At 40.3% G+C, this 300-nt stretch carries 1 pseudogene; it reads right to left on the bottom strand.

Annotated features, from left to right (window positions below):
* A pseudogene (locus tag ACSG5Z_RS30700) lies at nt 1-300 on the bottom strand (heavy metal translocating P-type ATPase); the annotation flags it as partial.

Raw genomic sequence — 300 nt, 5'->3', positions numbered from 1 at the left:
GGAACACGTTCTTCGGTTCCATTTGAAATACGTAATGCTTCTTCAGGTTGTAAATCAAGAAGCGCTGAATTTTCTTTTTGACTTTTACTTAATGTATAAGACTCCATCGCACCGCTCAGTGCAAAGATAAAGATTAAAATCGCGCCTTCTGCCCAGTAGCCAATGATTGCAGCACCGATAGCAGCGAAGAGCATGAGCATTTCGACATGTAGCTCTTTCTCTTCAATGGTATCTTCAATACCTTCTTTCGCTTTTGCATATCCACCAACTATATAAGCAAGGATATAGCAAGTAATGCCT

The organism is Bacillus pretiosus (assembly GCF_051294775.1).
GTDB lineage: Bacteria > Bacillota > Bacilli > Bacillales > Bacillaceae_G > Bacillus_A > Bacillus_A wiedmannii.
The sequence above is the reverse complement of the archived record's forward strand: the minus strand, read 5'-3'. Positions and strand labels throughout refer to the sequence as shown.